The following is a 23,030-nucleotide window of genomic DNA, read 5'->3' as shown; positions in this document are numbered from 1 at the left end:
CTATGAATGGACGTGTAACGGCCACCAGCAATCGGGCTGATGGACGGCCTTCGAGACAGATTAATGTTGTGCTCCGCAGTGCTGAACCTCCACTTGTCAGCTCTGCAGTTCCCGAGCGGGAACCGGCCCCATCGCCGAGTCCATTGACACAACATGTTCTATTCCAAGAAATTCAAAAAGAGCTCGACCAACTGGTTGGGCTTGAGCAGATTAAAGATTTGGTCTACGAGATTTATGCATTACTACAAGTAGCTCAGATGCGTTCAGTGGCTGGTTTGTTGAGTGGTGGACATGTGTTTCATATGATTTTCAAGGGGAATCCAGGTACAGGGAAAACGACGGTTGCCAGAATCGTTGCGAAGTTGTTCCAGAAGATGGGGGTTCTCAGCAAAGGACACTTGGTTGAAGTGGAGCGAGCAGATCTTGTAGGGGAATATATCGGACACACCGCTCAAAAGACAAGAGATCTTGTGAAGAAAGCAATAGGTGGTATTCTATTCATCGATGAGGCGTACAGCTTGGCACGTGGTGGGGAGAAAGACTTCGGTAAGGAAGCGATCGATACACTTGTAAAAGCGATGGAAGATCACAAGAATCAATTTGTGCTTATTTTGGCAGGGTACTCTGATGAAATTGACTTCTTCATGTGCAGTAATCCGGGGCTTCATTCCCGATTTCCGATTCAGATGGATTTCCCGGATTATAATATGGATCAGTTGATTCAAATTTCGGAGCTGATGGCTAAGGAGAGAGATTATATTCTGATGCCGCAGTCGATGATTAAATTAAAGGAACATCTACAAGCTGAAAAAGATAGTCATATTCATGCATTTAGTAACGCAAGATATGTCCGTAATGTAATTGAGAAATCAATCCGTAACCAAGCCGTTCGGCTTCTCAATCATTATGTCGCTGGGAATCCTAGCAAACTAGAGTTAATGACACTGCGTCCGGAGGATTTTAAACTTCCGGCGAGGGGTATAACGTAAATATACAAATATGAAATCAGTTACGTTGTCCTTGTAGGACACTGATAACAAAGGGAGCAATGAATATGGCAAATGAAACACACGAGACGAAGACGAATCTACCGGATAGGGCCGTTCTGGTAAGTTTAGTAACAGATCAAGTGAAAAGGTCCGGGATCAATACAGAGCATTCCCTTCAAGAGCTGGTGCAGTTGGCTGAAACGGCAGGAGTTCAAGTTCTTGAGGTCATTACACAGAACCGTGAAACACCTGATACGAAATGGTTCATTGGGAAGGGTAAAGTAGAAGAACTCCGCATGGCGATTGATGGTCTAGAGGCCAATACAGCGATTTTTGATCAGGAATTGTCTGGAGCTCAGGTTCGTAACCTGGAAGAAACGCTGGATGTCAAGATTATTGATCGAACCCAATTAATTCTGGATATATTCGCACAACGAGCGAAGACGCGTGAAGGTATTATTCAGGTTGAGCTGGCTCAGCATAGCTATTTATTGCCACGTTTATCGGGTCATGGTAAAAATCTATCACGCCTTGGCGGCGGAATTGGTACCAGGGGTCCAGGGGAAAGCAAGCTGGAAACGGATCGTCGACATATCAGAGGACGAATAAGCGATCTCAAACGACAGCTCGATGAGATTATGAAACACCGGGTTCTACAGCGTGAGCGCCGCAAAAAAACAGGTGCTGTTCAAGTTGCTTTGGTTGGATATACGAATGCTGGTAAATCGACGCTTCTTAATCGATTAACCGCCGCTGATGTTTATATTGAGAACCAGTTATTTGCAACGCTTGATCCTACATCTCGAGTGCTGGAACTCCCGAGTGGTAAAGAAGTTGTATTGACAGATACGGTTGGGTTCATTCAAAACTTGCCACATGATCTCGTCGCAGCCTTCCGTGCCACACTTGAGGAAGCGAATGAGGCAGACTTGATTCTACATGTGGTCGATGCGTCTTCTGAAATGCGAGAAGAGCAGATGAAGACGGTTCAGTCTATTTTGGGAGATCTGGGTGCAGGAGATAAACCACAATTAGTCTTATTCAATAAAAAAGATGCATGTGATCCGAAGCAGCTAGAAATGCTCCCTTCTGGAGAAGGGTACCTCAAGATCAGTGCATATGATGAAGACGATATGGAAGCTGTGCGTCTTGCGATTCAGGATCATCTCTCGGGTGGTACCATTAAATTCCGAATCGCAGCAGATCGTGGTGATGTAAGCTCTATCCTCTATCGCATTGGGGATGTTGTAGAACAGACTTTCGAAGATAATGACATTATCTATGAAGTCCGAGTGAATAAAGCTGATTATGAAAAGATGGGCTACATGCTCAAGGATTATATTGAAGCATAGAACTATAGAGTATGAACTGAAATACAAATATACATGAGAGATACTAGAGGAGAGACTGGCGCGTTATGGCAAGATTTTCACACGAGATTGAAGAGTTAAGTATTAAAGCAGAATGTAAAATCGCAAATCGAATTCAGGAGATCGATCGAATTGTCGATCGAAATCAGTGGAAAGTCATAGAAGCATTTCAACGTAATAAGGTGAGTGACTTCCACTTTGCGGGATCCACTGGATATGCTTACAATGATCGTGGTCGAGAAGTAATAGATGATGTATATGCAGACGTATTCGGGGCTGAATCGGCCCTGGTACGTCCTCATTTTGCTTCTGGAACGCATACAATATCGACTGCTTTGTTTGGAGTTCTAAGACCTGGAGATGAGTTGCTCTACATAACTGGGCGTCCATATGACACTCTCCATAAAGTGATTGGTGAAACAGGAGATGGAACGGGATCGCTGAAGGATTTTGGGATCTTATATCGTGAAGTCAATTTGCTTGAAGATGGAGGAATCGACTGGGAGAGTGTTGAGGAAGCCATTACTCCTGCAACTAAGGTTATTGGTATCCAGCGCTCACGGGGATACGACTGGCGTTCTTCCTTTACGATTGAACAGATTGGCGTGATGGTGGACAAGGTTAAGGCGCTTAAATCAGACGTTATCGTGTTTGTAGATAATTGTTATGGTGAATTCACGGAAGAGCTTGAACCAACACAGGTAGGTGTCGATTTAATGGCTGGCTCACTCATCAAAAACCCTGGTGGTGGGATTGCTGAAACCGGTGGTTATATTTGTGGGAAACAGAAGTATGTCGATCAAGCTGCATATCGATTGACAGCCCCTGGTATAGGTCGTGAAGTAGGCGCGATGTTAGGAACAACACGGGGGATTTATCAAGGACTGTTCCTGGCTCCTAACACGGTGGGACAAGCTGTAAAAGGTAGTGTTTTTGCAGCTGCCATTTTTGAAGAGGTCGGATTTGTAACCAAGCCAGCTTGGAATGATCAGAGAACCGATCTTATTCAAGCTGTTTCTTTTGCGGGACCGGCTCATCTGATAGCCTTCGTACAGGGGATACAGAGAGCGGCTGCAGTGGATAGTCATGTTGTGCCTGAACCTTGGGATATGCCTGGATACGAGCATCCCGTTATCATGGCAGCAGGGACTTTTATTCAGGGAGGAAGTCTGGAATTATCTGCAGACGCACCGATTCGCGAGCCTTACATTGGATATATGCAAGGTGGTCTCACATATTCACATGTTAAATATGGAGTGCTCATGGCACTGCAAACGATGAAAGACCGAAATTTGTTGTAAGGTTTCCTGACATATGGTTGACATATCGTAGTAGGAAATATACAATGGAACAGAAAAGATCACTTGGAAGGTTGATGATTAATGGGTGATGAGATTCGGAGAAATATGGCTCTGTTTCCGATTGGGATTGTCATGAAGCTCACTGATTTGTCTGCTAGACAAATTCGTTATTACGAGCAGCACAGTTTGATCGTACCTGCTCGTACCTCAGGCAATCAACGCCTATTCTCCTTTAATGATGTTGAACGACTTCTAGAGATTAAAGCTCTAATCGAGAAGGGTGTCAATATCGCAGGAATCAAGCAGGTGATGAACCCGGTAACGAAGGAATCAGAAGAGGCAACAGTAATTACCCCTGATACCGAAACTAGACGCAGGGAGATGTCGGAGACTCAGCTCCGTCGCCTGTTGAAACAGGAATTAATTACGGCTAAAAGACCGGGGCAAGTGTCTTTAATACAAGGGGAGTTGTCCCGGTTTTTTAATAAATAAACATATACAGATCTTGTAAGGGAGAGGATAGAATGAGTTACTCGAAAGACGACATTCTGCGCATTGCCAAAGAAGAAAACGTTAGGTTTATCCGCTTGCAGTTCACCGATTTGCTAGGAACGATTAAGAACGTTGAAATTCCAGTAAGCCAACTGCCTAAAGCTCTTGATAACAAAATGATGTTTGATGGCTCTTCTATCGAAGGCTATGTACGGATCGAAGAATCGGATATGTATCTTTATCCGGACCTTGATACTTGGGTTATCTTCCCATGGGTATCACAAGACCGTGTAGCTCGACTGATCTGTGATGTTTACATGCCAGATGGTAGTCCGTTTGCAGGGGACCCGCGTGGTATTTTGAAGAGAAGCTTGAAAGAAGCAGAGGAAATGGGCTTTACTTCTATGAACGTAGGACCAGAACCAGAATTCTTCTTGTTCAAGACAGATGAAAAAGGCAACCCTACAATGGAGTTGAATGACCAAGGTGGATACTTTGACTTGGCTCCTACCGATCTGGGTGAGAACTGCCGCCGTGATATCGTACTGACCCTAGAAGAAATGGGATTTGAAATTGAAGCATCCCACCACGAAGTAGCTCCGGGTCAACACGAGATTGACTTTAAATATGCTAGTGCTATTAAAGCAGCTGACCAGATTCAAACGTTCAAACTCGTTGTTAAGACGATTGCACGTCAACATGGTCTGATTGCAACATTTATGCCTAAACCACTCTTTGGGGTGAACGGTTCCGGTATGCACTGCAACATGTCTCTCTTTAACGGTAAAGAGAACATGTTTGTGGATGAGAGTGATCCGTCAGGCCTTAGTGAAACAGCACGTCACTTTATGGCTGGTGAGCTTAAGCATGCTCGTGCTTATGCTGCTATCACGAATCCGACAGTGAACTCCTATAAACGTCTAGTTCCAGGATACGAAGCTCCTTGTTACGTGGCTTGGTCTGCTAGTAACCGTAGCCCGATGATCCGTATTCCAGCTTCCCGTGGACTTAGTACTCGTGTGGAAGTTCGTAACCCGGATCCAGCAGCGAATCCTTACTTGGCTTTGGCTGTAATGCTTAAAGCAGGTCTTGATGGTATTAAGCGCAAGCTTCCATTGCCTGCTCCAATCGACCGTAACATCTATGTGATGACGGAAGAAGAGCGCATTGAAGAAGGTATTCCAAGCCTTCCAGCTAACCTGAAGGAAGCACTGAACGAGCTGCTTCGCAGTGAAGTGATCTGTGATGCTTTGGGTGACCATGCCTTGGCACACTTCTATGAGTTGAAAGAAATTGAGTGGGATATGTATAGAACACAAGTTCACCAATGGGAACGCGATCAATACATGACTTTGTACTAATACCTTCAGCCCTTGGCGCTCTAAGCGCCAGGGGTTTTTATTTTGGGGGGCACTATGAGGGGAATGGTTAATTTGAGGTCTTTGCCCCCATATTACCCCCAAAGTTTGTATAGGCTTCATATTTTTCAATGCTGTCGTTTTCGATTTTCTTAGAAATATGAGCGTTTTTCACATCATGTTTCTATCATTCTTCTAAAAAAGGACTAATATCGGCTCCTCATTACCTACACTATGAAGTCACTGTTTGAATAGAATAGATTTATGAATGAACGGGAGGTGATCCTATGATAGGAAGAAGAAGTAGAAGAGTAAAGGTTATTGTCCTGAAACCTGGTGAAAAAGTAGTTGTTGTCTGTAAACATCATCGTCGTTAAGTTTCGTAGATAAGAATAGCAGACCCAGGCAAGTTGCTTGGGTCTGCTATTCTTATTAGCACAAGATGCAGAAAAAAGCTACCGCTTGTACAAAGACAATGCGGTAGCTTTTCATGTTCAAGTACTTATTCAGCTCTTTAATGAATATCTCTAAAGACACCTACAACTTTGCCGAGAATCGTAACATGGTTTAAGCGTAACGGCTCATAAGTTGGATTCTCCGGCTGAAGACGAATATGGTCTTTCTCTTTATAAAAAGTTTTCACAGTGGCTTCATCTTCCTCAGTCATAGCAACAACAATATCACCATTGTCGGCGGTTTGTTGTTGACGGACGATTACATAATCTCCATTATGAATCCCAGCTTCGACCATACTGTCACCCATAACAGTAAGCATGAACACCTTGTTGTCACCAACAAAATGCTGTGGTAGTGGAAAGTAGTCTTCAATATTCTCTGTTGCAGTGATCGGAACCCCGGCAGTAACTTTACCAACTACAGGAACTCTAGAGATCGTGTGGGTAAATAGATTACTATTCTCCGATTCTTCTTGACCAAGCAACTCAATAGCTCTCGGTTTTGTAGGGTCACGGCGGATTAAGCCCTTCTTCTCCAAACGGTCAAGATGACCATGCACTGTTGAACTGGAAGCAAGTCCAACAGCTTCACCGATTTCTCGTACGGAAGGCGGATAGCCTTTACTCCGAACTTCGTTGCGGATAAACTCCAAAATCGCCTGTTGGCGGCTGGATATCTTCGACATTCCGTATCAACCCCATTTTAGTAACGTTTGGGAAAATTATATCATAGAACTTCCGTTCGTACAAACATAAGTTCTAAAATAATTAAGAACAACCGTTCGCAAAAGTATTGAAACAAACAAGTGTTCGTGTTATATTAAAAACATAAGAGAACACTTGTTTGGGAGATGATGATAAATGAGATTTACTACATACCGCAGTATTTATGAAGGTCAATATCAAGAAGAACTTAATGAGATTACATTTTGGGATCGGACCATAGATTTTATGAAGACTCGTATCGGTAAGCTCACATTAGTTATTCTTATATTTGTATCAGGATGGACAGGAGCCATTTCCGTATTTGCTGGAGGATTGGACAAGCCAGTAGCTGAGAAGAATGTAATCGTCCAGCCTGGTGACTCGCTCTGGGGGATTGCAGCAACCCATAAGCCTAAAGAGATGGACACAAGAGTATATATAAGCTCTATACGAGAAATTAATGGGCTGAATGGACCAGATATTCAAGCCGGAGATGTACTCTCTCTACCTCTATGGTGAACCTACTGATAGGACAATGCTGGATTCAATATCTATAAAGATAATGGTATAATAATAGAAGAGCGCGCATGTACGAGCTTGATAAGGAGAGGCTTCCTTGACAAGCTCTTTTTCACATGTCAAAGTTAAAAGTGAATTTTTTATTGGGGGCGAAGGAATGGATATCGATGCATTGGTAGAACGTATTAATGTTCTGGCTAGAAAACACAAAAATGAAGGGTTGACGGAGGAGGAACATAAAGAACGTTCCGAGCTTCGTGAAGTCTATCTTAATAATATTCGGAGAAACTTCCGACAGCAGTTGGATTCGATCGAATGGGTAGATGAAGAGAAAGACGGATCTGGACTTAAACATTAAGTCGTGACCGGGCGTCTGCTCGAGTAATCTTTTCATTATAGATGTAAGCGAAGAGGAGGAGACCTATGTCTCGATCATGGGAAAGAAAAGTCAGCAAGAATATGTCTCAGCTTAACAAACAACGTAAGAAACAAGGCCAATCCATGTTGGGGACCACGACAACAGGAGCGAGTGATGGGGATGTATTTAAAGGGCGCAAATTTGTGCTGCCTATCGTTCTTGTTGCATTAGCAGTTCTTTATGGACTACTTGGCATAGTAACTGCTGAAGCAGGTAATACAGTCTTGAACTGGATTGGCGTAAGTTTATACTTACTTCTCGCATTGATGATTTTTTTGCGGAAACCATTTTTGAAAGTTGGACGTAGCACGCTTTCTACATTTAAATTTAACCGTGAACGTAAATTGTCAGCATCCGAAATTTCAAAAATTAAGATTTTGCAAGGATCTGTAGTCATCGAGAACAAAGCTCGCGGAGGAAACTGGGTATTCTCACGTCTTATTAATCGTTATGATACCAAAGCGATGGGAGAAAGACTTGAGGAGTTCGCTAAAGTAAATAATATTCCTGTAGAGCATGAGTAATAGTTACCTGGTTCATCTAAGAGATATGTAAAGGGAGATGGGGAGAAGATGTCGGTATCTGCGGTACTATTTGATTTGGATGATACATTATTGTGGGATGAAAGAAGTGTAGAGGAAGCATTTGAAGCAACCTGTCAAGCTGCAGCAGAGAGCACTGGAATCGATGCCTCTGCTCTGCTTGCTGCTGTTCGAAGTGAAGCTAGATCTTTGTATGAAACATATGACACCTTTGCATTTACCAAAATGATTGGTATTAATCCTTTTGAAGGGTTGTGGGCTAATTTTACGGCTGGAGATCAGCCGGAATTCCGCCGTCTGCAGGAGCTCGCACCGATTTACCGCAAAGAATCCTGGAACAGAGGGTTAAAATCTCTAGGGATAGATAACGAAGAATTAGCAGGGGATCTTGCTGAAAAATTCGGGAAAGAACGCAGAGAGCGGCCATATGTTTATGAGGAGACCTTTGATGTTCTGAAGAAGCTCCAGGGGAAAGTAAAGCTTCTCCTTCTAACGAATGGTAGTCCTGATCTTCAACAAGAGAAGCTGGACGGAGTTCCGGATTTGGCTCCTTATTTTGATCATATTGTCATTTCAGGGAGCTTTGGTAAAGGGAAGCCGGATGTATCCATCTTTACTCATGCACTGGATCTTCTCGGTATCCAGCCTGAAAATGCTGTCATGGTTGGAGATAAGTTGACCACTGACATTAAGGGCGGCAATGCTGCAGGACTGACGACGGTATGGATTAATCGTACGGATCGTGAGAAAGATCCAGAAATCGTACCGGCTTATGAAATTCAGAATTTGAATGAGCTTCATGCTATTTTATCTTCTTTGTAATTTATATGGTGAATTAAAATAATAAGAATTGCCGTCTGACTCACTTGGATAAGTGATCAGACGGTTTTTTGTTGTGTTTTTTTATGAATGTATGAGAAACGTCACACAATTGTAAGCGATAGATCATACAAGATAATCCAGATTGCTGTATAATGATGGAACAATTATGGATTAATTGAATTAAGAAATGGATAAAATTTATGACTCCAAAGTAGGTGTTAGCTTGATTAAGAAAAAGTACGCTCTGATTTCTGTTATGGTCTTAATGGCAATTGCCTTGGCAGCTTGTAGTGAGAGTAAAGCGGATAAAAGTGAAGAATTGGTTATGATGGATCCAATCCTTGTCGATCTTACGTTGAATGCCGAGAAGGTTTCAGTAGGAGAGAAAGTACTCATTCAAGCAAAGGTTACACAATCTGGTGAGCCTGTTGAAGATGCCAGCAAAGTAGAATTCGAAATCACTCGTGAAGGAGGGGGCATGAAGGTCACAGTCCCCGTAAAGCATGTTGAGAACGGTAGTTACGAGCTAAATAAGTCATTCAATGAACCAGGAACATATCGGATTATTTCACATGTGACTGCTCGTGGCCAGCATTCCATGCCTTTGAAAGAGCTAACGGTAACCGAATAACAACATAGGCTATTAATGGAGCGTAGATGTGTATTGATTGTAATAAAAAAACAGCAGCCCAACCATCCACCGGATGTCCAAGGCTGCTGTTTGACTATCGAATAAATTAGATCAATACATGAATGCTTAATATAATCCAGGATCAGCTACAGGTTCAGCGATCCAGCCGTTCTCTTCAATAAAGAGGCGAACTGCAATAATTTGACGATTATCCATCAATGTGAAAAAGTGGGGTGTGTTTTCGGGTACAGAAATCACATCACCGGGTTCAAGTTCAACATTGAAGTAACCTACGTCGTCAGTTCCTTTAATTATAAAGATACCTTTACCACCCACAATTGCACGGATTTCATCTTCTGTATGTGTGTGTACTTCCTCAAACTTTTTCAATAGATCTTCCAGATTAGGAGTCGACTCAGAAAGAGTGATCACATCCCAAATTTTATATCCACGGCGGGAAGCCAGGTCACGGATTTCTTCATCATAAATATCGAGAATACGTTTCTTCTCTTCATCGGTCAAGGCGAAGTTCGTTTGCAGCTCCTCAGGAAGCTTTTCAATGTTCCAGTGCTCATAAATAACTTCTTGTTTGTTCAAAAAATTCCGAACATTATCGACTCCAGTAATCCGCTCGTTCGTGTTACGAATAACGATTTCTGCCATTTTCTATCCCTCTTTCTCCACTTGGATTAATAAGTATTATATCGTTGCCGCTCTTATTTGTCACCAGAAAATTATCATTTGAAGCTGAAATAGCGCACATTTCCTCAGATCTCGTTCTTTTCTATTGAAATATATTCTGTTACACTAAGAGCTAACGTTTTGCCGGGAGGGGTACACATTGAGCAAACCAAGCTTACAGGAAGTACTTAAAGAACGAATATTAATCCTTGATGGTGCAATGGGGACCATGATTCAACAAGAGGATCTTTCAGCAGAGGATTTTGGTGGAGAGGAATTGGATGGATGTAATGAAATGTTGGTGCTGAAGCGCCCTGATGTCATACAATCCATTCACGAACAATATTTAGCCGCTGGTGCGGATTTAATTGAGACCAACACTTTTGGTGCAACCTCCGTTGTACTTGCCGAGTACGATGTACCAGAGCTTGCACGTGAGATCAATTTGGAAGCAGCTCGTCTGGCACTTGCCGCTGTTGCGAAATATTCAACACCCGAGAAACCGCGATATGTAGTCGGAGCCATGGGACCAACAACGAAAACGCTGTCGGTTACAGGTGGTGTTACATTCCAAGAGTTAATAGATAGTTATGAGGAACAAGCTGTAGCTTTAATTGAAGGTGGCGTAGATGCCCTCTTACTTGAAACTTCTCAAGATACACTTAATGTGAAGGCCGGTACGATTGGTATTCGTCAAGCCTACGATAAGACGGGAGTTAAGCTCCCTATTATGATTTCAGGCACGATTGAACCGATGGGTACTACATTAGCCGGACAGAACATCGAAGCATTTTACATATCACTAGAACATATTGAACCGATATCGATTGGACTGAACTGTGCCACAGGCCCAGAATTTATGAGAGATCACATTCGTTCTCTTTCGGACATGGCTAAATCAGCAATAAGCTGTTACCCGAATGCTGGGCTACCAGATGAGAATGGTCATTACCATGAATCTCCGGAATCCCTTGCTCAAAAAATGGGCGCTTTTGCTGAGAAGGGTTGGCTAAACATTGCGGGTGGATGCTGCGGTACTACTCCTGAGCATATTCGTGCTTTATGTGATGTTATGAGCCAATATCCACCACGTCAACTCGACGGTTCACATTTGCCAGCACTTTCAGGAATTGATCCGGTATATATTGAACAAGATAACAGACCGTACATGGTCGGCGAGCGAACAAACGTTCTCGGATCCCGAAAGTTTAAACGCCTCATCGTAGAGGGCAAGTACGAAGAAGCATCTGAAATTGCTCGTGCACAAGTGAAGAATGGCGCACATGTTATCGATATTTGTGTACAGGATCCGGATCGTGAAGAGAAAGAAGATATGATTAAGTTTCTGGAGCTCGTTGGCAAAAAGGTGAAGGTTCCACTTATGGTGGACACGACAGACCCAGAGGTTATTGATCTCGCACTTAGCTATTCGCAAGGTAAGGCGATAATTAACTCTATTAACCTTGAAGATGGGGAAGAGAAGTTTGAGAAGGTTACTCCACTTGTTCATAAGTATGGAGCTGCGGTTGTTGTAGGAACGATTGATGAGAGTGGGCAAGCAATTAATCGTCACGATAAATTGAATGTAGCACGTCGCTCATATGACTTGTTAGTGAACAAGTATGGTATTAAATCGGAAGATATTATTTTTGATACCTTGGTGTTTCCCGTAGGGACGGGTGACGAGCAGTATATTGGTTCTGCGCAAGAAACAATCGAGGGTATTCGACTCATTAAAGAGGCCATGCCTGAATGTCATACGATTCTAGGTATTAGTAATGTCTCCTTCGGTCTTCCTGAGGCCGGAAGAGAAGTGCTGAACTCCGTGTTTTTGTATGAATGTACTAAAGCAGGTCTTGATTATGCTATTGTGAATACAGAGAAACTTGAACGCTATGCTTCCATTCCGGAAGAAGAACGTCGATTGTCAGAAGATTTGATCTATCGTACGAATGATGAGACTCTTGCAACTTTCGTAGCTGCTTTCCGGAATAAAAAGGTTGAGAAGAAAGAGAAAATATCGAATTTAAGTCTAGAAGAAAGACTAGCGACTTATGTAGTTGAGGGAACAAAGGAAGGTCTAATTCCTGATTTGGATGAAGCCTTAAAAAAATATGGTGCTCTCGAAATTATAAACGGGCCGCTTATGGCAGGTATGACAGAAGTTGGCCGTTTATTTAACAACAATGAGTTAATTGTTGCAGAAGTTCTTCAAAGTGCTGAAGTCATGAAAGCATCAGTTGCTCATCTTGAACAGTTTATGGAGAAAGATGAAACATCGGTTAAGGGCAAGATTATGCTTGCAACTGTAAAAGGTGACGTACATGATATCGGTAAAAACTTGGTTGAAATCATCCTCTCTAACAATGGTTATGAAATCATTAACTTGGGTATAAAAGTACCACCGGAGCAAATTATCGAAGCCTATCGCCGTGAAAAGCCAGATGCTATAGGTCTATCAGGTTTATTGGTAAAATCAGCTCAACAGATGGTTCTAACCGCACAGGATTTGAAAACAGCGGGTATCGATGTTCCTATCATGGTGGGAGGTGCAGCGCTTACTCGTAAATTTACGAGAACCCGAATAAGACCAGAGTATGAAGGCATGGTGTTGTATGCAAAAGATGCCATGGATGGTTTAGATATTGCTAACAAGCTTAGTGATCCCGTACAGCGTAAGGAAATTGAAGACAATGTGAAGGCGGAAAGAGAAGAAGATACGACAGAAAAACAAGTGGAGAAGAGACTGCCTGAACAGACAAGAGTGAAACGTTCGAAAATCTCTTCTGAAGCACCTGTCTATATACCGCCAGACATGGAGCGACACATCATAAGAAATTATCCGATATCGCACATTCTTCCTTATATAAATATGCAAATGCTTCTTGGACATCATCTGGGTCTTCGCGGTTCTGTAGAACAGTTATTGCAGGCACAGGATCCAAAAGCAGTTTCCCTTAAGGCTACAGTAGATGGTATATTACAAGAAGCAATACAAAATGGTATTATACAAGCTCATGCAATGTACCGCTTCTTTCCGGCTCAGTCGGAGGGAAATGATATTGTGATTTATGACCCAGAAGATAAAAAGACGGTTCTTCACCGTTTTAGCTTCCCAAGACAGAATGTAGAACCTTACCTGTGTCTATCGGATTTCTTACGATCCGTTGATAGTGGTGTAATGGACTATGTAGGGTTCTTAGTCGTTACAGCTGGACATGGTGTGGGTCAGCTTTCCTCTGAATGGAAAGACAAAGGTGATTATCTTCGTTCTCATGCGCTGCAGTCTGTTGCACTCGAAACCGCAGAGGCACTTGCTGAACGAGTTCACCATATGATGCGAGATTCTTGGGGATTCCCAGATCCAGAAGATATGACAATGAAGAGACGTCTCGGAGCAAGGTATCAAGGAATAAGAGTGTCATTTGGTTATCCGGCATGTCCAGATCTAGAGGATCAGGGACCATTATTCCAACTAATGAAGCCTGAGGATATGGGTGTGAATCTTACCGAAGGTTTTATGATGGAACCTGAAGCTTCCGTTTCAGCGATGGTGTTTAGCCATCCTGAGGCTAAATATTTTAATGTGGATAAAGCTTAAGTATAAATTTTAGATGTGGATGTAGAAACGATGAAATCCTCCGAAATTTTCGGGGGATTTCTCCGGTTTACACACATGGAAGGGGAGAAGAGTATGGAACTCTATTTTTTAGGGACAAATGCAGGGGTTCCTACACTGCAGAGAAATGTTACCTCAATCGCACTGCGATTACTAGAGGAACGTCGCAGCATGTGGTTATTCGATTGTGGGGAAGGTACACAGCATCAAATACTTCGTTCGCCATTGAAAATGACTCGGCTTGAGAAAATATTTATTACACATCTCCATGGTGATCACATTTTTGGCTTACCTGGTCTTTTATCAAGTCGTGGAGCCCAAGGTGCTACATCTCCTATCACGGTATATGGCCCAAAGGGAATAAAAGCGTATATCGAAACATCACTCGAACTTAGCCAGTCACGCGTGAACTATCCTCTAGAGATTGTAGAACACAGTGGCGGTATTCTATTCGATGATGATGGATTCTGTGTAGAAGCTGCATTACTGGAGCATAGAGTGGAAAGCTATGGGTACCGAATTATTGAGAAGGATCGTCCTGGTAATTTGGATTTGCAGAGATTGGAATCCTATGGTCTAAAGCCTGGGCCGATGTATGGTCGACTAAAGCGCGGTGAAAGTGTAGAGACGCCGGATGGGAAGACTATTCATGCAGTAGACGTTTTACTTGCTCCGAAAAAGGGGCGTATTGTTACTATTCTTGGCGATACAAGACCTTGCGCTAATATTGTGCCACTTGCAAAAGATGCAGACCTATTGGTTCATGAAGCAACGTTTATGCATGAGCTGGAGGACACAGCACGTGAATATTACCATAGTACAGCGCTTCAGGCAGCACAAGCTGCATTGGAAGCGGGTGTGAAACAATTAATGCTTACGCATTTCAGTTCCAGATATAAAGATATTGAACATTTACAACCATTGTTAGAAGAGGCACGACAGGTATTCGAGAACACGAAATTAGCGGAGGATTTCGGGCTTTATTCTGTTCAGAGATAAGGGAATACTACGAATTATTTTCCGGGAAAGCGCAGGATGTGACAAGGGTTAGTGCTAGTCACACGACTTGGACAACCTTCGATTGGATTCGACCTGCATGGATGTCGTTTATGAGGTTAAGCTGGACTTCAGTATAGTCATGACGTTCTTTATCCTGCTATGGTTGCAGGCTAAGGTGCCATCTCTTACAATAAAGATATTGTGTGTAACTAAGAATTGTAACGAACTAATATGGTGCTCAATACATGAATTACAAGACTTACTTTGTGAGCTATATTCAGCTTGTTTATGATATTAATGATTAATACAATGAATAAAGACGACTGAAGAAGGTGTTATTTATGGAACAAGTAAAAGGACTGCTTATTGATCTTGATGGAACACTTTATCATGGGAAGAACATGATTGATGGGGCGGATGCTCTCATCGGCAAGCTCCGCGAGAAGAATATTCCTTATTTGTTTGTGACTAACAACTCCTCTCGCACACCGGAGCAGGTTGCTGCACATCTTATAGGAATGGGAATTCCAGCTTCACCCGAAGAGGTGTGTACATCATCACTTGCAGCTGCAAGTTATATTGCACATGAATCTCCGGGCGCAAAAGTGGCGATTCTGGGAGAAGAGGGGCTTCGTCAAGCACTTAAGGATGCTGGTTTAGAGGTTACGGAAGAGCAACCGCATTATGTGGTTCAGGGAATAGATCGCTCTTTTAGTTATTCATCGCTGGCTAAGGCTGTACAATGGATCCAAGGAGGAGCTATTTCCGTTTTGACGAATCCAGATTTGCTTTTACCTTCGGATACTGGATTAACACCGGGGGCAGGTTCTCTGGGTGCCGCAATTGAAGCAGCTTCTGGTGTCAAGCCGGTAGTTATCGGGAAGCCTTCTTCAATTCTTATGAAATACGCTACTGACCGCTTGGGATTGTCTCCAGCAGAGACCGCCGTTGTCGGCGATAATATGAGAACGGATATTGCTGCGGGAGCTAATGCTGGTTGTAGGACGGTGTTAGTGATGACCGGCATTACAACCTCAGAAAATATGGAATCCCATATGACTGCTGCAGGTGTTCGTCCGGATTATATTTGTCAAGATTTATCCGAAGCAACTGATCTGCTATGTACTGACTAAATACACAATCACCACAACTTAACATGCACGTCACGAAGGGGTAGATGAATCATGCCGGAACTTCCAGAGATGGAGAACTATCGAAGAATGCTGTCTGCCAGTATTCTAAATAGACCGATAAGCAAAGTTATTGTTAATCGGGAAAAATCAATCAATGTTCCTTCTGCTGAATTTGTATCCAACCTAATTGGATCAAAAGTAATATTTGTGGAAAGAAGAGGGAAACACCTGATCTTTCATCTGAACGATGGGCGACGTCTGCTACTACATCTCATGCTTGGCGGATTATTATACATGACACGGGGAAGTGAAGAACGTCCATCTAGGTCAACACAGATAGAAATTGAATTTGGTGATAAAGTACTCTATTTTATAGGTCTTCGTCTAGGGTATCTACATATGATATCTGCTAAGGAGGCGGAGGAGGTTCTGAGCCAACTTGGGCCCGAACTACTTGACCGGAGGATGACAAAAGAACGTTTTGTAAGTCTCATGATGAAACGTCGAGGCGCACTTAAAAGCTTACTCGTTAATCAGCATGCGTTCGCCGGTATAGGGAACTGTTATGCTGATGAGATCGCTTTTGATGCGAAAATTCATCCAGCAGCTAAAATTCAAAATATGAATGAGGAAACGCTGGAGCAGCTCTTTGAGAGCATACAAAAAGTACTTCGTGAAGCAACGGATGGCGGGGGTTATATAGAAATGCCATTTACAGAAGATGATCACTTAACAGGTCAATACAATGAACAATGTAAAGTATATGACCGTGAAGGTGAGCCATGCGTTCGTTGCGGTACTGAGATTGTCAAAGTGGAACAAACTGGGCGCAAAGTGTTTTACTGTCCGACATGTCAGCATGAGCAATAAGATCCGCATAGGAAGTCATGTTAGTACAAGAGGTGGCTTTATCGGAGCGGCTCGAATGAGTGAAGGAACCGGAGCTAGGGCATTTCAGTATTTCCCGAAAAACCCGCGTAGTTTACATATAAAAACGCCTGATTTACGGGATGCCAGAGCTTGTGCAGCTTATTGTGAAGAACACGATCTGGCTTCGATTGCACATACTCCTTATCCCACGAATATGGCTATCGGCCTTTCTAGAGGAGAAGATCATTACAAGTTAACGGTTGAATCTTTGCTAAATGATCTAATCATTGCAGAAGCATGTGGTTCACTTGGTATTGTTGTTCATTTTGGACATCTAAAAGGCGAACATGTTCTAAAGGGTTATCAGAATATTATACAATGCATGAATGATGTGCTCTCTGCATGGCATGGACAAGCCAAGCTATTGATCGAGAACCAAGCAGGAGACCACGGTGATATGGGTATGACGTTGGAGGAATTGGTAAAGGTAAGGGAGCTTGCCAACCAGCCTGGAAAAATCGGATTTTGCTTGGATACGTGTCATTTATTCGCAGCCGGCCAGTGGGATATTCATCATACAGATGATCTGCTTGAAAAAGGTACAGCTCTAGGGTATTGGGATAATTTAGTGGCAGTCCATCTCAATGATTCGAAATATGGTTCGGGATCAAGAAAAGATCGTCATGCACGCGTTGGTCAGGGTATGATAGGTACCAATGCACTTAAAGCTCTGGCACTATCACCGGAACTAAACGGGAAAGCCTTTGTACTGGAAAGTGAAAAGGGAGAAGATGGGACACACCGGGAAGATATTGCTGAAGTGTTGTCCTGGTCTTGAATAAGGAGGGGACATAACATGATTCATCTATATTTAGATGATTGGCGCTCATGCCCCAAAGGCTTTGCACTAGCTCGCAATGGGGAAGAGTGTCTAATGATGCTTCGAGAATGCGAAGTGGATATTCTTTCACTTGATTATGAGCTAGGTCCAGACCAGATGAATGGTGGGGATATTGTAGCGGCTATGGTGGTTGAAAAGCTTTATCCTCGTCAAATTTATCTGCATACGTCAAGTCCATGGGGGCGCAGAAAGATGTATGAGATGTTATACGAACACATGCCTGCCGATGTTCGTGTTCATAACGGTCCTATGCCTGATGAGATTTTAAGGAAGGTAGCATCAGGTTCAATATGATAACTGTAACTGAGCGTGAACTAATCGAACGCCTAGATTGGCAACAGCGTTTAGCTCAGCGAGATAAACAAACTTCCCCCTTGGTCGTGTTTCTGTATACTCCACTATGTGGCACCTGTGGTGCCGCTAGAAAAATGTTGGATGTTACGGAGCAATTAATACCTGAAGGTGTTTTACTTGAGGCAGATGTGAATTTTTGTCCAACTGTCGTTCAGCGGTATCAAATCCGGAGTGTTCCTGCACTTTTAGCTATGTCGGGCAAGGCGGGCGAGCCTCCTCGAGTACTTTACCGTATGGGATCGGTGCAGGATACATTAAATTTTATCAGGGATGTGATTCAGTGATTTCGATGCAAAATGTTTGCCTCAGAAGAGGAGAACAACAAATCCTGAAAGACGTATCGCTTGAAATGGGGCCTGGTGAGAACTGGGTTATCCTCGGAAGGAACGGATCTGGGAAAACGACACTTTTGGAAATGATGACAGGCTATATGTTCCCAAGTGAAGGAAGAGTTGAAGTTCTAGGCAATGTCTATGGACGATGCGATGTACGCGAAGTTCGTAAAGATATAGGTTATATTAGTCAATCTCTGATGGAGAAATTATCACTCAGTGATCCCGTCTGGGAAGTCGTTGCTACGGGAGCATTTGCTTTTCTACGTTTTTATCAGACAATACCTGTAGATATAAAAGAACAAGCCTTAGCGATGCTAGAAGAAATGAATTTTAGCCATTTGGCTGATCATCCGCTTGGAACCTTATCACAAGGGGAGCGCAAGAAAGTTATGCTTGCAAGATCTCTGATGGCATCCCCTAAATTACTTATACTTGATGAGCCTTGTGCCGGACTTGATCTGTATGAGCGTGAGAAAATGCTCTTGGAGATCGATCGGTTAAGAAAGCGGGATATAGCCGTAGTCTATGTAACTCATCATATTGAAGAAATTGTTCCTCTTTTTACGCATGTTGCATTAATAAAAGATGGCCAATTAGCAGGATCAGGACGTAAAGAAGAGGTCCTTAATAAAGAACTTATAAAACAAACTTATGATATTAATGTTGATCTGGAATGGGACAGAGGACGTCCTTGGATCAAAGTAATTTCTGGAGGGTAATCCATTTGGTTGAACACAACGCAAGTCAAAAGCAAGATAATGATCAATATTCAGCAAAAATAATATGCACAGCAAATCATGGATTTGCTCCATATGCGCAGGAAGAATTACGTCGTCTTTTTGGCAGTTTAAAGAGTACAATGCTCATTCCTGGAGAGGTATTTGTTGTTACATTAGGAGCGACAATCCAAGATGCTGTAGAACGCATCACGGAAAAATCTCCAGTGTTTCTGCGTCATATGTTTCCTGTGCTTATGGAAATTCCAGGGGAAGACAAGGAACTCGCTTTTGAGCAAGTAGTCGCTTATCTGCTAAAGCGAGATTATATAGAGGGTAGTCGTGTTTCCGTGCAAGTCAGAAAAGCAGACGGGAGCACATGGACGGAAAGCCCGGGGAGTCTACGTGATAAGCTTCAGGAAGAATTAGCACCACTAGAAGCTGAATTTACAGTTTTAAATCCGGAATGGGTGATATCCTTATTTGTAGCCAAAACGACTTGGTATCTAGGTGTATCACGACCTGAAAGCAACTTATCAGACTGGAATGGTGGTGCAATTCGGTTTCAGCGTGAGGAAGGTCAAATATCCCGTGCTAAATTCAAATTGCTTGAAGCAGAGAAGGAGTTCGGCATCCCGTTCACCTCTTTCCGAAACGCGCTAGACATTGGTGCTGCGCCTGGTGGATGGAGTAGTTTCTTGCTTGAAAGAGGGCTTAAAGTCACTGCGGTCGATCCGGCAAAAATGCACGAATCTTTGTTGGATCATCCTAACCTTAGAATTGTGAACAAGAATGCTTCTGATGTAAAATTTAAGGAAGCACAGTTTGATTTATTAGTGTGTGATATGAGTTGGAGTCCTAAATTGATGGCTCGAATGGTTACAGACTTGCTTTACTCATTAGCTTCTGGTGGTACGGCAGTAGTCACTGTTAAGCTCTTGACCAAGAAACCGATGGCTTTGATTCATGAGATCATGGATATATTTGAAGATTCTAGAATGCAAATTCAGGGTGCAAAACAGCTATTTCATAATAGAGATGAAATAACTCTATATATGATTAAGTATTAGAAACTAAAAATCTCTTTACAAGAAGCATAGATTCGGTCTATAATGATTCCAAAATTAACCAAAGGCAAGTGAAGGGAAAGCATCCCGCAAGATCAAGCACGGTTTACCGTGAATGATCCAGCGGGATGCTTTCTTTTTTTTGCAGCTGTTGTAGTAGAAATGAGGTGATCGTATGAATCATGCTTCGAAACTTGAACGAGGAATGATGCTCGGAGGTCGTTATCGAATTGATCGTAAACTTGGTGAAGGCGGTATGAGCTGTGTGTATCTGGCGGAGGATATGAAGCTTCCTGGTAAGAAATGGGCGATTAAAGAAAGTGTGACTCAATCTGGAATGTTCCAAACCGTTCAAGCTGAGGCGGAGTTACTGATAACTCTTAATCATGCTCGTTTGCCGCGAATTATTGATTTTTTTCAACCTGACGAGGCTGGATACACCTATATGGTTATGGATTATATCCAGGGCATGACATTAGATAAGTATTGTCGACAATATCGCGGGCACTTGAGCGCTGATTTTATTCTCCAACTGACGCATCAATTATTAGAAGTTCTTGAATATCTTCATACCCACGAACCTCCCGTCGTATTCAGAGATCTTAAGCCTTCTAACATTATGTTGACCGAAGAAATGGAAGTACGATTGATTGATTTCGGCATTGCCCGTTGTTATAAGCAGGAACGGAGTGAGGATACTGTTAAGCTCGGGACGGTCGGTTTTGCAGCACCTGAGCAGTATGGAGGTGGTCAAAGTGATGCTAGATCAGATCTATATGGATTAGGGGCCCTTCTTCTTTATCTGATAACGGGTGGGAAGTACAGTGAATGGTTCGCAGGTGTGGAACAGCATATTCGTGGAGATATATCGAAAATGCTACCACCTGTTATCAAGAAGCTCCTTCAATATGATCCGAATCAACGTTTTCAATCGGTTCATGAAGTCAGGCAGTGTCTTGCTTCTAGTCTTATTTCAGATCGTGGGCTAGCAAGCCGGACACAGAGCATAGCAGGGACACTGGTTACCGCGGTACTAGGCACCTCACCTGGAATTGGAACGACACACAGCAGTATTACAATCGGGCATTTTTTGGCTCGTAAATACAATAAGGTAGCTATTATTGAAATGGGCACAGATCTTCAGGCGTTCACAAGGATACAAGAAATTGCAGAAGGCTCACCACCAGGATCTGTCCGTAAATTTACGATTAATAGCATTGATTTCTGGCGGCAGACAGCAAGAGGAGATGTGATATCTCTTCTTGCAGGAGGATACGATGCGGTAGTGCTGGATTTAGGTGCTTATCGGGATAACGAACGTCTGGAAGAATTCATACGAGCAGATATACCAATTATCATAGGTTCAGCAGCCGAATGGCGTCAGCAGGATGTATTGACACTAGTACGGATGTTGGCACGACATGAACATGCTAAGCGCGTTTATGCATTACCACTTGCCTCAGCCAAAAGCATTCAACAGCTTCGCAGATTACTAGGAAGTAATAAAGTTCTTGCTCTACCCCTTCATACCGATCCTTTTTCCTATTTAGAGGAAACGGAAAAAGCAATAGAGCACATATATGAGTGGATTATTAAACCCAAAGAACGCAAGAGAAGATTTCGCTTTGCTTGGGGCTAAACGATGTTTTGAAAGGAGTATATGTAGATGCCAATTATAAGGCAGCGCAGCAAGAAACTGCTGTATGCCGGGTTCGTCGGAGCCGGATGTATGAGCGTGATTTTGGCAGGAGGTTTTTATTTCATACAGAATGATAGTGCCAACCGTCATGCAGAGGAAAAAGATAAATTTCAGCAGAGAATTCAATTGTTAGAGGCATCACAGCTAGATGATATGAAATCTATGAGAACAGCTTGGGTTCCTCTAAAGGATATTCCAGCAGGACAATTTATTAATAGCGGAGACTTGCGTGAAATTCGTCTTCCTTTAGATGCCTCTCCTGATAATCTCCCTGTTTATAAAGAAGAAGTTACAGGGAAAGGTACGAAGATTGAACTGAGGAAAGGTACGCCCATCACTTTAGGCATGCTCTTCTCCGAAGAAGCCACACCAAAAGATCTGCGGAATAGGGAAATGAAATCTATATATTTACCAAGTAACTTGAAACAGCAAGATGTTGTAGACATTCGTATTCAATTTCCTACGGGTCAGGATTACATCGTTCTGTCTAAGAAGCGAATTGATAAGCTCTCAAGTCCAGCCTTTTGGACGACACTGAGTGAACAAGAAATTTTGCTATTTTCAAGTGTCATAGTCGATGCCTATATTCATAAAGCTTCACTCTATGCCCTTACATATGTGGAACCAGAGATGCAAGATAAGGCTGTACCGAATTACCCTCCGAATCAGGAGGTTATTAAGTTAATCAAGAGCAATCCTAACATTGTAAAAAAAGCCGAAAAGCAGCTAGAATCCTCTGTTCGGTCTGCTCTAGATCAGGATTTGAGCAAAATAAAGCAAGTTGATCAAAAGCATGCAGCAAATGAAAGTGAGTACATTTTCGACCAGGGATCCCAAACCTATGACAGCTGGACTTCAGGGAACTCTATTGTGGATAACAAGGAATTTATTCCAGATCAATCATCTTCAGTCATGCCTCAAGATGAGGTGGAATTAGAGGAGAAGAAGGACAGGATGACTGAGGCAAACGACATTCTAGGTGGACAAAGTAATAAGGAGGATAACGATAGGGACGAAGACAGAGATATGGAGACGATTTTTACAAGTCCATAAT

23 protein-coding genes are annotated in these 23,030 nt (G+C 42.7%); 21 read left to right on the top strand and 2 right to left on the bottom strand.

Annotation, left to right across the window (positions count from 1 at the left end; translation table 11 throughout):
- Positions 1 to 2 precede the first annotated feature (2 nt).
- The 5 genes from AC3WJJ_RS03320 (at position 3) to glnA (ending at position 5,513) form a co-directional block, all read left to right on the top strand.
- Complete coding sequence (locus AC3WJJ_RS03320) at positions 3 to 989, top strand: AAA family ATPase (protein WP_492537990.1); 987 nt, start codon at positions 3 to 5, stop codon at positions 987 to 989.
- Between the two features lie 65 nt (positions 990 to 1,054).
- A complete protein-coding gene (hflX, locus tag AC3WJJ_RS03315; protein ID WP_492537988.1) occupies positions 1,055 to 2,341 on the top strand; it encodes a GTPase HflX in 1,287 nt (428 codons plus the stop codon).
- A 65-nt stretch (positions 2,342 to 2,406) separates the two neighbouring features.
- On the top strand, positions 2,407 to 3,660 hold the full coding sequence (locus AC3WJJ_RS03310; protein ID WP_492537986.1) for a methionine gamma-lyase family protein: 1,254 nt from the start codon (positions 2,407 to 2,409) through the stop codon (positions 3,658 to 3,660).
- A gap of 81 nt (positions 3,661 to 3,741) precedes the next feature.
- The gene (locus AC3WJJ_RS03305; RefSeq protein WP_422661001.1) at positions 3,742 to 4,152 is read left to right on the top strand and encodes a MerR family transcriptional regulator; all 411 of its coding nucleotides are present in this window, start codon (positions 3,742 to 3,744) and stop codon (positions 4,150 to 4,152) included.
- A 32-nt stretch (positions 4,153 to 4,184) separates the two neighbouring features.
- Complete coding sequence (gene glnA / locus AC3WJJ_RS03300) at positions 4,185 to 5,513, top strand: type I glutamate--ammonia ligase (protein ID WP_492537984.1); 1,329 nt, start codon at positions 4,185 to 4,187, stop codon at positions 5,511 to 5,513.
- Positions 5,514 to 6,024: 511 nt separating this feature from the next.
- Here glnA and lexA read toward each other — a convergent pair.
- Entirely contained in the window at positions 6,025 to 6,651 is a 627-nt protein-coding gene (gene lexA, locus AC3WJJ_RS03295) for a transcriptional repressor LexA (RefSeq protein ID WP_208914253.1), read from the bottom strand.
- A 175-nt stretch (positions 6,652 to 6,826) separates the two neighbouring features.
- On the opposite strand from lexA, the gene AC3WJJ_RS03290 reads away from it, so the two are divergent.
- The 5 genes from AC3WJJ_RS03290 (at position 6,827) to AC3WJJ_RS03270 (ending at position 9,602) form a co-directional block, all read left to right on the top strand.
- Complete coding sequence (locus tag AC3WJJ_RS03290; RefSeq protein WP_422661003.1) at positions 6,827 to 7,189, top strand: LysM peptidoglycan-binding domain-containing protein; 363 nt, start codon at positions 6,827 to 6,829, stop codon at positions 7,187 to 7,189.
- A gap of 157 nt (positions 7,190 to 7,346) precedes the next feature.
- Entirely contained in the window at positions 7,347 to 7,547 is a 201-nt protein-coding gene (locus AC3WJJ_RS03285; RefSeq protein ID WP_492539568.1) for a DUF896 domain-containing protein, read from the top strand.
- A 65-nt stretch (positions 7,548 to 7,612) separates the two neighbouring features.
- Entirely contained in the window at positions 7,613 to 8,131 is a 519-nt protein-coding gene (locus tag AC3WJJ_RS03280) for a hypothetical protein (protein ID WP_492537982.1), read from the top strand.
- Between the two features lie 48 nt (positions 8,132 to 8,179).
- A complete protein-coding gene (locus AC3WJJ_RS03275; RefSeq protein WP_492537980.1) occupies positions 8,180 to 8,971 on the top strand; it encodes an HAD family hydrolase in 792 nt (263 codons plus the stop codon).
- A 187-nt stretch (positions 8,972 to 9,158) separates the two neighbouring features.
- Positions 9,159 to 9,602: a FixH family protein gene (locus tag AC3WJJ_RS03270; RefSeq protein ID WP_492537978.1), complete on the top strand. Its 444-nt coding sequence runs from the start codon at positions 9,159 to 9,161 to the stop codon at positions 9,600 to 9,602.
- Between the two features lie 126 nt (positions 9,603 to 9,728).
- Here AC3WJJ_RS03270 and AC3WJJ_RS03265 read toward each other — a convergent pair whose 3' ends face one another.
- Complete coding sequence (locus tag AC3WJJ_RS03265; RefSeq protein WP_492537976.1) at positions 9,729 to 10,265, bottom strand: acireductone dioxygenase; 537 nt, start codon at positions 10,263 to 10,265, stop codon at positions 9,729 to 9,731.
- Between the two features lie 178 nt (positions 10,266 to 10,443).
- On the opposite strand from AC3WJJ_RS03265, the gene metH reads away from it, so the two are divergent.
- From metH to AC3WJJ_RS03210, 11 genes are all read left to right on the top strand, one after another.
- On the top strand, positions 10,444 to 13,884 hold the full coding sequence (gene metH / locus AC3WJJ_RS03260; protein WP_492537975.1) for a methionine synthase: 3,441 nt from the start codon (positions 10,444 to 10,446) through the stop codon (positions 13,882 to 13,884).
- A 93-nt stretch (positions 13,885 to 13,977) separates the two neighbouring features.
- On the top strand, positions 13,978 to 14,901 hold the full coding sequence (gene rnz / locus AC3WJJ_RS03255) for a ribonuclease Z (RefSeq protein WP_492537973.1): 924 nt from the start codon (positions 13,978 to 13,980) through the stop codon (positions 14,899 to 14,901).
- A gap of 341 nt (positions 14,902 to 15,242) precedes the next feature.
- Positions 15,243 to 16,034, top strand: coding sequence for a TIGR01457 family HAD-type hydrolase (locus AC3WJJ_RS03250; protein ID WP_492537971.1), 792 nt, complete (start codon positions 15,243 to 15,245; stop codon positions 16,032 to 16,034).
- Between the two features lie 51 nt (positions 16,035 to 16,085).
- Positions 16,086 to 16,904, top strand: coding sequence for a bifunctional DNA-formamidopyrimidine glycosylase/DNA-(apurinic or apyrimidinic site) lyase (mutM, locus tag AC3WJJ_RS03245; RefSeq protein ID WP_422661011.1), 819 nt, complete (start codon positions 16,086 to 16,088; stop codon positions 16,902 to 16,904).
- A complete protein-coding gene (locus AC3WJJ_RS03240; RefSeq protein WP_492537968.1) occupies positions 16,894 to 17,742 on the top strand; it encodes a deoxyribonuclease IV in 849 nt (282 codons plus the stop codon). Before mutM ends, AC3WJJ_RS03240 begins: the two co-directional genes overlap by 11 nt.
- Positions 17,743 to 17,760: 18 nt before the next feature.
- Complete coding sequence (locus AC3WJJ_RS03235; RefSeq protein WP_492537966.1) at positions 17,761 to 18,099, top strand: cyclic-phosphate processing receiver domain-containing protein; 339 nt, start codon at positions 17,761 to 17,763, stop codon at positions 18,097 to 18,099.
- Positions 18,096 to 18,443: a thioredoxin family protein gene (locus tag AC3WJJ_RS03230; protein ID WP_492537964.1), complete on the top strand. Its 348-nt coding sequence runs from the start codon at positions 18,096 to 18,098 to the stop codon at positions 18,441 to 18,443. The genes AC3WJJ_RS03235 and AC3WJJ_RS03230 overlap by 4 nt, the downstream gene beginning before the upstream one ends.
- On the top strand, positions 18,440 to 19,213 hold the full coding sequence (locus tag AC3WJJ_RS03225; protein WP_492537962.1) for an ABC transporter ATP-binding protein: 774 nt from the start codon (positions 18,440 to 18,442) through the stop codon (positions 19,211 to 19,213). The genes AC3WJJ_RS03230 and AC3WJJ_RS03225 overlap by 4 nt, the downstream gene beginning before the upstream one ends.
- Before the next feature lie 5 nt (positions 19,214 to 19,218).
- On the top strand, positions 19,219 to 20,280 hold the full coding sequence (locus AC3WJJ_RS03220; RefSeq protein WP_492537960.1) for a 23S rRNA (cytidine(2498)-2'-O)-methyltransferase RlmM: 1,062 nt from the start codon (positions 19,219 to 19,221) through the stop codon (positions 20,278 to 20,280).
- A 172-nt stretch (positions 20,281 to 20,452) separates the two neighbouring features.
- Positions 20,453 to 21,916, top strand: a complete 1,464-nt coding sequence (locus AC3WJJ_RS03215; protein ID WP_492537958.1) for a serine/threonine protein kinase — start codon at positions 20,453 to 20,455, stop codon at positions 21,914 to 21,916.
- A gap of 27 nt (positions 21,917 to 21,943) precedes the next feature.
- Positions 21,944 to 23,029: an SAF domain-containing protein gene (locus AC3WJJ_RS03210; protein ID WP_492537956.1), complete on the top strand. Its 1,086-nt coding sequence runs from the start codon at positions 21,944 to 21,946 to the stop codon at positions 23,027 to 23,029.
- Position 23,030 lies beyond the last annotated feature (1 nt).

The sequence above is a fragment of the Paenibacillus sp. FW507-14B1B genome, assembly GCF_058781425.1.
The sequence above is the reverse complement of the archived record's forward strand: the minus strand, read 5'-3'. Positions and strand labels throughout refer to the sequence as shown.